7 protein-coding genes are annotated in these 9,123 nt (G+C 74.9%); 1 reads left to right on the forward strand and 6 read right to left on the reverse strand.

Translation table 11 applies throughout. From position 1 onward, the window contains the following. Positions 1 to 152: 152 nt before the first annotated feature. The 6 genes from HOY81_RS12520 to HOY81_RS12545 form a co-directional block, all read right to left on the reverse strand. Entirely contained in the window at positions 153 to 983 is an 831-nt protein-coding gene (locus HOY81_RS12520; protein ID WP_237320383.1) for a shikimate dehydrogenase, read from the reverse strand. Beyond that, entirely contained in the window at positions 983 to 2,824 is a 1,842-nt protein-coding gene (mltG, locus tag HOY81_RS12525; protein ID WP_237320384.1) for an endolytic transglycosylase MltG, read from the reverse strand. Before mltG ends, HOY81_RS12520 begins: the two co-directional genes overlap by 1 nt. Positions 2,825 to 2,950: 126 nt before the next feature. Next, the gene (gene ruvX / locus HOY81_RS12530) at positions 2,951 to 3,415 is read right to left on the reverse strand and encodes a Holliday junction resolvase RuvX (RefSeq protein WP_237320385.1); all 465 of its coding nucleotides are present in this window, start codon (positions 3,413 to 3,415) and stop codon (positions 2,951 to 2,953) included. After that, complete coding sequence (gene alaS / locus HOY81_RS12535) at positions 3,415 to 6,087, reverse strand: alanine--tRNA ligase (RefSeq protein ID WP_237320386.1); 2,673 nt, start codon at positions 6,085 to 6,087, stop codon at positions 3,415 to 3,417. Before alaS ends, ruvX begins: the two co-directional genes overlap by 1 nt. Then, positions 6,087 to 6,449 (reverse strand): DUF6167 family protein, encoded by a 363-nt coding sequence (locus HOY81_RS12540; RefSeq protein ID WP_237320387.1) that lies wholly within the window; start codon positions 6,447 to 6,449, stop codon positions 6,087 to 6,089. Before HOY81_RS12540 ends, alaS begins: the two co-directional genes overlap by 1 nt. Positions 6,450 to 6,455: 6 nt before the next feature. Then, positions 6,456 to 6,887 (reverse strand): DUF948 domain-containing protein, encoded by a 432-nt coding sequence (locus HOY81_RS12545; protein WP_237320388.1) that lies wholly within the window; start codon positions 6,885 to 6,887, stop codon positions 6,456 to 6,458. A 310-nt stretch (positions 6,888 to 7,197) separates the two neighbouring features. On the opposite strand from HOY81_RS12545, the gene HOY81_RS12550 reads away from it, so the two are divergent. Continuing rightward, positions 7,198 to 9,123, forward strand: a 1,926-nt coding sequence (locus HOY81_RS12550; protein WP_237320389.1) for an AAA family ATPase, incomplete at its 3' end; no start/stop codon positions are given.

Raw genomic sequence — 9,123 nt, forward strand, 5'->3', positions numbered from 1 at the left:
GTCCGGGCCGTGTGAGGGTCCGCCGTCCGGCAGCCGGACGTACTGTGTCACCTCGGCGGCACGGCGTGTCCGGCGGCCCGGACCGCCGGAGGAGCTGCCGGAGACGGGTCTCCGCGGACCGGGCGGGCGGAGCGGCCGTCGCGGGCGGAGGGTCAGGCGGCGCGGGTGGCGAGCGCCGCCTCCCCGGCCGCGCGCATGGCCGCCAGCGGGGCGGGGGCGCGCCCGGTCATCTGCTCGACCTGGAGCACCGCCTGGTGCACCAGCAGGTCCAGCCCGCCCACCACGGTGCCGCCACGCCCGGACCAGGCCGCGGCCAGCGGCGTCGGCCAGGGCTCGTAGAGGACGTCGAAGAGCGCCCCGGGGGCGGCGGGCACCTCCGCGGCCAGGGCGTCGGTGGTGCCCGCCGGGGTGGTGGCCACGACCAGCGGAGCCGCCAGGCCCCGGGCCGCCTCGGCCCAGGGGGCGGTGCGGACGGCCACGCCCAGCCGCTCGCCCCAGCCGCGCATCTGGCGGGCCCGGTCCTCGCTGCGGACGTACGCCGTGACCGGACCGGAGCAGATCCGGGCGAGGGCGGCGAGCGCCGAGGAGGCGGTGGCCCCGGCGCCGAGCACGGCGGCCTCCTCCACCCGGGTGACGCCGCGTTCGCGCAGCGCGGCGACCATGCCGGGGATGTCGGTGTTGTCGCCGGTGCGGCGGCCGTCGGTGAGGACCACGGTGTTGACGGCCTCCACCGAGGCGGCGGTGTGGCTGATCTCGTCGAGGAACGGGAGGACGGCCCGCTTCAGCGGCATGGTCAGGGAGAGCCCGGCCCACTCCCGCCCCAGGGAGCGCAGGAAAGGCCCGATGCCGTCCTCGTCCACCTCGTAGCGGTCGTACGTCCACTCCGTCAGGCCGAGCTCCGCGTACGCGGCGCGGTGCAGCACGGGTGAGAGCGAGTGGGCGATGGGCGAGCCGAGGACGGCGGCACGGGTGCGTTCCGTCATCAGCCGTCCTCCTCCCTCTTCTTGCGCTGGTACGCGTTGAAGTCCCGGACGTTCTCCAGGTGTTCCTCGTGGCTGGCGGTGAAGCGGGTGTCGCCCGGCTTCACGCTGACGAAGTACAGCCAGTCGCCCTCGGTCGGCTCCAGGGCCGCCCGCATCGCCTTGAGCCCGGGGTTGTCGATGGGCCCGGGGGGCAGGCCGCGGTGCAGATAGGTGTTGTAGGGCGAGTCGAACTTGGTGTCCTCGACACTGGTGTTGAGCTCGGACTCGCCCTTCGCATAGTTGATCGTCGAGTCGAACTGGAGCTTCATGGGCTTCTCGAGACGGTTGTAGATGACCCGGGAGACCTTGCCGAAGTCGGCGTCCTCCTGGGCCTCCGCCTGGATCAGGGACGCGATGGTGACCATCTCGCGCGGCGTCCGGCCGGCCTTCTTCGCCTCGCTCTCCAGGTTCAGCTTGCGGTACTCGGCCTTGGCCCGGTCGACCATGGCACGGAGCACCTCCTCGGGCGTGCTGTCCTTCCCCGCCGGGTACTTGGCGGGGAAGAGAAAGCCCTCGGGGTCTCCCTTTGCCCAGGACGGCAGGCCGAGGTCGGCGGATTTCGCGGCCTTCTGCGTGGTGCCCTTCTTCTCCTCGAGGGCCTCGTCGATGAGCGCGTAGATCTGCCGGGCCCGCCTGCCCTCCGGCACGATGAGGCCGCCCTGGCTCGCCGGGTCGAGCATCATCTCGACGGCGGCCTCGGCCGACATCTCCTTGTGCAGACTGTAGACGCCCGCGTGGATGCCCAGCGCCTTCTCGTTGGCGCCGGCGGCGGCGACGAAGGCGTCGTGGCTCTTCACCACCCCGGCCTTCTTGAGGATGTTGCCGATGTCGGAGTGGGTGGAGCCCTCCGGGATCGTGACCTGGACCTCGCCGTGGCCCTCGCCGGAGTAGTCGGGCGGCGCGCCGAAGTGCTCGTTGTAGAACTGCACGCCGAAGTAGCCGGCGGTGGCCAGGCCGCCGCCGAGCACCAGCAGCACGGTGAGGCAGGCGCATCCGTTGCGCCGCTTGGTGCCGCCGCGCCGGGTGCGCCCGGCGCGGCGGCCCGCGGGCTCGTACGGGTCGTCGTCCGGGCCGTCCCGGTCGCCCCGGTCGCTCCGGTCATCGCCGTCGTCGTCCCGGAAGAACGCCGACTCGCCCTGGTCCGGGCCCGGGTCCCAGCCGGTCTCCGGGTCGGGGCCGTCCTGCGGGCGCCCGCTGCCGGCGCCGCCGGGCCCGGCTCCCGGGCCGGTTCCCTGTGCGGCGCCGGGCCCCGGGGCGTGCCCGCCGCCCTGCTGCGACTGCCGCTGCGCCGGGTGGCCCGGCCCGCCGGGGTGGCTCCCGGCGCCCTGCTGTGCCTGCTGCTGCGGGCCGGCGCCGTAGGCCCCGGCGGGCGGGGCGCCGTACGGCCCGGCGCCGCCGAAGTCCTGGGGGCCCTGGGGCTGTTGACCGGAGACGTCCCAGGAGCCGGTGTCCCAGGAGCCGGTGGCATAGGGATCCTGCGCATACGGGTCCTGGCCGGGGGCGTACGGCTGTCCGTGCCCGGCCTGGCCGTAGGACGCGTCCTGCTCCGGTCCGTACCCCTGCCCGTACTGCTGCTGCCCGTACTCCTGCCCGTACTCCTGACCGTACTGCTGGCCGTACTGCTGCTGTCCGGCGTACGGGTCGGCGTAGGCGCCGCCGTAGGGGTCCTGGTAGCCCTCGGCGTACGGGGCCCAGCCCTCCTGCCGGGCCCCCGTCTGCCCGCCGGGGTACGTGTGGTCACCGTAGAGCGGGTCCTCCGGATGCCACGGATGGGAGCCGGGACCCCGGCCGTAGTCAGTCATCGATCCCCTTGGGCCGCGAGGCGGCAGCGGCGGTGTGCGCGTGTGGCGTCCATCCGGACATCCCCCTCTTGTGCGGGCTGGTGTTCGAGCGGCTGCCGTGTCGCGCGGCACGTTACCGTATGGCGATCAGACAACCACCTCGACGCACTCACCCGGTGCGTTCCCCGTCGCTCGTTCGGTGTCGAGGGCGCTCTGCAGGATCACCACGGCCGCCGCCTGGTCGATCCGGGACCGGCCCTTCTTCGCGCTCACCCCGGAGGCCCGCATGCCCTGGGCCGCGGTCACGGTGCTCATCCGCTCGTCCACCAGCCGCACCGGCAGCGGGGCGAGGTCCTTCGCAAGCTGCCCGGCGAACGCGCGGGCCTTCCCCGCGGCCGGACCCTCGCGCCCGTTGAGCGAACGCGGGAGCCCGACGACGATTTCCAGCGGCTCGTACTCCGCGGCGAGCGCGGCGAGACGGCGCCGGGCGGCGGGCACGTCCCGGCCCGGCACCGTCTCCACGGGCGTGGCGAGCAGGCCGTCGGGGTCGCTCGCGGCGACCCCGATACGGGCCTCCCCGACGTCGACGGCGAGCCGCCTGCCCCGCCGCATCAGGCGCTCGCGCTCTCGGCGACCAGGCGCTCCACCGCGGCCATGGCCTCCTCCACGGCCTCCGGGTTCTGGCCGCCGCCCTGGGCGAGGTCGGGCTTGCCGCCGCCTCCGCCGCCGAGTGCCTTGGCGGCCGTACGCACCAGGTCGCCGGCCTTGAGACCGCGGTCCCGGGCGCCGTCGTTGGCGGCGATGACGGTGAGCGGGCGGCCGTTGGTCACCGTGAACAGGGCGACCACGGCGGGGCGGCCCTGCAGCCGGCCGCGCACGTCCAGCACCAGGGTGCGCAGGTCGTCCGCGGTGGTGCCGTCCGGCACCCGGGCCGCGGCGAGCGCGGTGCCGCGCACGTCCCGGGCGTCCCCGGCGATGCCGGCGGCGGCCTGGAGGACCTTCTCGGCCCGGAACCGCTCGATCTCCCGCTCGGCCTCCTTGAGCCGGCCGAGCACCCCGGAGATCTTCTCCGGCAGCTCCTCCGGGCGGCCCTTGAGCAGCTCGGTGAGCTGCGAGACGACGGTGTGCTCGCGGGCGAGGAACCGGTAGGCGTCCACCCCGACCAGCGCCTCGACCCGGCGCACGCCGGAGCCGATGGAGGACTCGCCGAGCAGCTTGACCAGGCCGAGCTGCGCGGTGTTGTGCACATGGGTGCCGCCGCACAGCTCCTTCGAGAAGTCGCCGATGCTCACCACCCGCACCCGGTCGCCGTACTTCTCGCCGAACTCGGCGAGGGCGCCCTGCTTCCGGGCGGCGTCCAGCGACATGACCTCGGCGGAGACGTCCAGTTCCCGCGCGAGCACCTCGTTGATCTTCTGCTCCACGTCGGTGAGGACCGTGCCGGGCACGGCGGCCGGGGAGCCGAAGTCGAAGCGGAAACGGCCCGGGGAGTTCTCCGAGCCGGCCTGCGCGGCCGTCGGGCCCAGGGCGTCCCGCAACGCCTGGTGGGTGAGGTGGGTGGCGCTGTGCGCACGGGCGATGGAGCGTCGCCGGGTGACATCGATCGTGCCGTACCCGGACGAGCCGACGGTGACCTCACCGACCTGCACGACGCCCTTGTGCACGGTGACGCCGGGCACCGGCTGCTGCACGTCACGCACCTCGACCACCGCGCCGTTCGCCGTCCGGATGCGGCCGGTGTCGGCGAGCTGGCCGCCACCTTCGGCGTAGAAGGGGGTGCGGTCCAGGACGACCTCGACCTCGTCGCCCTCGGTGGCCGCCGGGGAGGAGACGCCGTCCACCAGCAGGCCGACCACGGTGGCCTCGCCCTCGGTGTCGGTGTAGCCGGTGAAGACCGTGGCGCCCGCCTCGTCCGCGACGGCGCGGTAGGCGGAGAGGTCGGCGTGGCCCTGCTTCTTGGCGCGGGCGTCGGCCTTGGCGCGCTCCCGCTGTTCCTTCATCAGCCGCCGGAAGCCGGCCTCGTCCACCGACAGACCCTGCTCGGCGGCCATCTCCAGGGTGAGGTCGATCGGGAAGCCCCAGGTGTCGTGGAGCAGGAACGCCTTGTCGCCGGGGAGCACGGTGGCGCCGGCGGCGCGGGTCTCCTCGACCGCCGTGTCCAGGATGTTGGTGCCGGCCCGGAGCGTCTTGAGGAAGGCGGCCTCCTCCGCGAGCGCCACCGTCTCGATACGCTTGCGGTCCTCCACCAGCTCGGGGTACTGGGGCCCCATCGCCTTGATGACCGTGTCGGTCAGCTCGGCGACGGTGGGCCCGGAGGCGCCGAGGATGCGCATGTTCCGGATGGCCCGGCGCATGATCCGGCGCAGCACGTAGCCACGGCCCTCGTTGCCCGGGGTGACGCCGTCGCCGATCAGCATGACGGCGGTGCGGATGTGGTCGGCGACCACGCGCAGGGACACGTCGCTCGCCTCGGCGTCGCCGTAGCGCACGCCGGTGAGTTCGCCCGCCGTGTCGATGATCATGCGGGAGGTGTCGATCTCGTACAGGTTGTGCACGCCCTGCAGGATCATCGCCAGCCGCTCCAGGCCGAGCCCGGTGTCGATGTTCTTGGTGGGCAGCTCGCCGAGGATCGGGAAGTCGGTCTTGCCCGAACCCTCGCCGCGCTCGTACTGCATGAAGACCAGGTTCCAGATCTCCACGTACCGCTCGTCGTTGACGGCGGGGCCGCCCTCCGGGCCGAACTCCGGGCCGCGGTCGTAATTGATCTCCGAGCAGGGTCCGCAGGGGCCGGGGACGCCCATGGACCAGTAGTTCTCCTCCATGCCCAGGCGCTGGATGCGTGCGGCGGGCACCCCGACGTCCTCGCGCCAGATGCGCTCGGCCTCGTCGTCGTCCTCGTAGACGGTGATCCACAGGCGTTCCGGGTCCAGCCCGTATCCGCCGTCCTCGACAGGCGTGGTGAGCAGCTCCCAGGCGAGCTCGGCGGCCCCCCGCTTGAAGTAGTCGCCGAAGGAGAAGTTGCCGCACATCTGGAAGAAGGTGCCGTGCCGGGTGGTCTTGCCGACCTCCTCGATGTCCGGCGTGCGCACGCACTTCTGCACGCTGACGGCGCGCGGGTAGGGCGGCGTGGACTCCCCCAGGAAGTACGGCTTGAAGGGGACCATGCCCGCGTTGACGAGCAGCAGCGTCGGGTCGTCCGCGATCAGCGACGCCGACGGCACGACGGTGTGCCCCCGCTCCTCGAAGAAGCGCAGCCAGCGGCGGCGGATTTCAGCCGACTCCATCAGTGGTCCTCTTTCCGGTCGTTCGGGTGGGTCGGGTGGCTCGGGCGGGCCGGTGCGGGCCGGCGGCCGGGCAGAGTCGCCGGGTCCGGCGCGGGGCCGAGGGCGGCGGGCCCGGCCGCCCGGCCGCCGTCCGCGGGCGCGTGCAGGCCCAGCGCGTCGTGCAGTTCCTCCTCGCGCTGCGCCATGCCGGAGCGCACCTCGAGCGCGAAGTCACGGAGCCGGTGCCCGGTCTCCACGGCACGGTCGGCCGCACGGGCGGTGAGCGACTCGGGGGTGAGGCTACGCAGCTTGCGGTGGACCTTGGTGGTGGCCCAGACGCCGGCGGCGGCGCCGGTGGTGAACCAGAAGGCGCGACGGAACACGGGCGTTCAGCTCCTTCCGCGCTTGCGGCCGCCGCGGCGGGCGGCGGGCACCGTACGGCCGACGAGCACGGACTCGCTCCGCTCCGGCGGCTGCCGCCGGCGGCCGAGGGCGCGCCGCACGCCGTACCCGAAGGAGGCGACCTTCACCAGCGGCCCGCCGAAGACCGAGGAGACGGTGCCGGCCAGCGCCGAGGCGTTGGAGGTGACCTCCTGCACGTCGGTGGCGATGGAGTCGACCCGGTCGAGCTGGCTCTGCGCGGAGCGCACGGTCGCCGAGGCCTCGCCGAGCAGCGGGACCGCTCGCTCCGTCACGCCGGTCACCAGCTTCGTCGCCGCCTTGAGCGTCTGCGCGAGCCTCACCAGCACCACGGCGAGGAACGACACCAGGATCGCCCAGAAGACGGCCACCAGAAGGCCGGCCACTTCTCCACCGGACACGCTGCACCGCTTCCTTCGGGGGTCGTACGGGGGGGGTCGGCCGCCGCTCACGGTGCGGCCCCGCTCCGGGTGCGGCGGCAGGTTCCGACCCTATCGCGCCCGGCCGACAGCTCCGTACCGCAATAACGGTCTGTCCTGCTGCGCCCGCGCGGCACCCCGCCCGGAGCGAGGCCGATTGTACGGTGCGCTTACCACCGAGTACGCTCCGTGTTCCATGCGGCACCATGAGCGTTCCCGGCGTACCCGGCGTACCCCGTCTTCCGGGCCTGCCCCGCAGCCGTCGCGCGACGCCACCACGCTCCCGCGGCGCTTGGGCAACCTCCCCGCCCCGCTCGACCGGTTCGTGGGCCGCCGTGCGGAGACCTCCCGGCTCTGCGCGGCGCTGGGCGAGGCACGGCTGGTGACGGTCACCGGCGCGGGCGGCGTGGGCAAGACGCGGCTCGCTCTGCAGGCCGCGGAGCGGGTGCAGGATCGCTTCTGCGCCGGTGTGTGGCTGGTGGAGCTCTCCGCGGTGCGCGACGCCGCGGGGCTCGGCCGGGCGGTCGCCGAGGCCCTGGGCCCGACGGGCGGACGCGGCGGAGCACCCCACGCCGTCCTCCGCCGCCGGCTGGCGCGCGGCGAGGCGCTGCTGGTCCTGGACGGCTGCGAGCACCTGGCCGCGGAGTGCGCGGAGCTGGCGGCCGGACTCCTCCGCCGGTTCCCCGGACTGCGGGTGCTGGCGGTGAGCCGGCGGCCGCTGGAGACGGCCGGGGAACGGCGGTTCCCGCTGCGGCCGCTGCCGCACGCGGAGGCGGTGGAGCTGTTCGGCGACCGGGCCGCCGCCGTGGTCCCGGGCTTCGGCACGTCCGGTGCCGCCCGCCCCGCAGTGGCCGCCCTGTGCCGCCGGCTGGACGGACTCCCGCTCGCCCTGGAACTGGCCGCCGGGCGGCTGCGGACGCTCTCCGCGGACCAGCTCGCCGAGCGGCTCGACGACCGCTTCGGGGTGCTGGCGGGCGGCCGGCACGGCGGTCTCCCGCGACACGCGGCGCTGCGCACCGCGACCGGCTGGAGCCACGAGCTGTGCTCGCCGCGGGAGCGCCTGCTGTGGGCCCGGCTGACGGTCTTCGCCGGGGGCTTCGCCCTGGAAGCGGCCGAGTACGTGTGCGCGGGCGGGGACCTGCCGGCGGCCGAGGTGCTGCCGGTGCTGGACGCCCTGGTGGCGCAGTCCGTGGTGGAGCGGGAGGAGCCGGAGGGTCCGGGCGGCCGCCCCCGGTTCCGCATGCTGGAGACCGTGCGCGCGTACGGGGAGGGCTGGCTGCACCGGCTCGGGGAGGCCGAGCGGCTGCGGCGGCGGCACCGCGACTGGTACCTGGGGCTGGCGACCTGGTGCGAGCTGGACTGGTTCGGGCCGCGGCAGGCGGAGGTGGCCGCCCGCGCGGAGCGGGAGCTGCCGAACCTGCGGCTCGCCCTGGACTACTGCCTTCGGTGTCCGGAGGACGTGCATCTCGGGCAGCACCTCGCGGCCACGCTCTGGTTCTGCTGGTTCGGCTGCGGGCGGGCGGCGGAGGGCCGGGGGTGGCTGGACCGGGCCCTCGCCCTGGAGGGCGAGCTGCCCGAGGCGCGCGCCAAGGCGCTCTGGGTGGCCGGCATGGCCGGGGTGCTGCACGGCGACGCGGTGGGCGCGCTCGGCGCGCTGCACGAGTGTCTCGAGCTGGCCGAGGAGCACGGTGACGCGCCGGCCACCGCCTATGCCACCCAGATGCTCGGCTGTCTCGCGCTGGCCGGCGACGACGCCCGCCGGGCGCGGGAGCTGCTCGGCGAGGCGCTGGAGCGCTTCCGCCGGCTGGGCGAGCTCAACACGCTGGTGCTGCTGGCCCGGGTGCAGCTCGCGCTGGCGCACGCGCTGGCCGGCGACACCCGCGGGGCCCGCCGGCTCGGCGAGGAAGCCCGGGATATGGCAGCGGAGAGTGGTGAGCGGTGGGCGCGGTCGTACGCGCTCTATGTGCTCGCGGAGGCGCACCGGCGGAGTGGCGAGGGTGCGCGGGCACGGGCCCTGAGCCGGGCGTGCCTGGGCCTCCAGCGGGGATTCCGCGATCCGGCGGGCCTCGCCATGGCGCTGGAGCAGCTCGCCCTGCTCACCGCCGAGGCGGAACCGGTGCGGGCCGCGGAGCTGCTGGGCGCCGCGCGCGCCGGCCGGCGGACGCCGGGGACCCGGCACGCGGGGCCGCTCGCCGCGGCGCGGGAGCGCGCGGCGTGC

Origin of the sequence: Streptomyces sp. JJ36, assembly GCF_021696945.1 — a bacterium.
Classification (GTDB): Bacteria; Actinomycetota; Actinomycetes; order Streptomycetales; family Streptomycetaceae; genus Streptomyces.

Coding starts and splice junctions, on each gene's coding strand:
- alaS (WP_237320386.1), bottom strand. CDS start 6,087: ATGGAGTCGGCTGAAATCCGCCGCCGCTGGCTGCGCTTCTTCGAGGAG.
- mltG (WP_237320384.1), bottom strand. CDS start 2,824: ATGACTGACTACGGCCGGGGTCCCGGCTCCCATCCGTGGCATCCGGAG.
- HOY81_RS12520 (WP_237320383.1), bottom strand. CDS start 983: ATGACGGAACGCACCCGTGCCGCCGTCCTCGGCTCGCCCATCGCCCAC.
- ruvX (WP_237320385.1), bottom strand. CDS start 3,415: ATGCGGCGGGGCAGGCGGCTCGCCGTCGACGTCGGGGAGGCCCGTATC.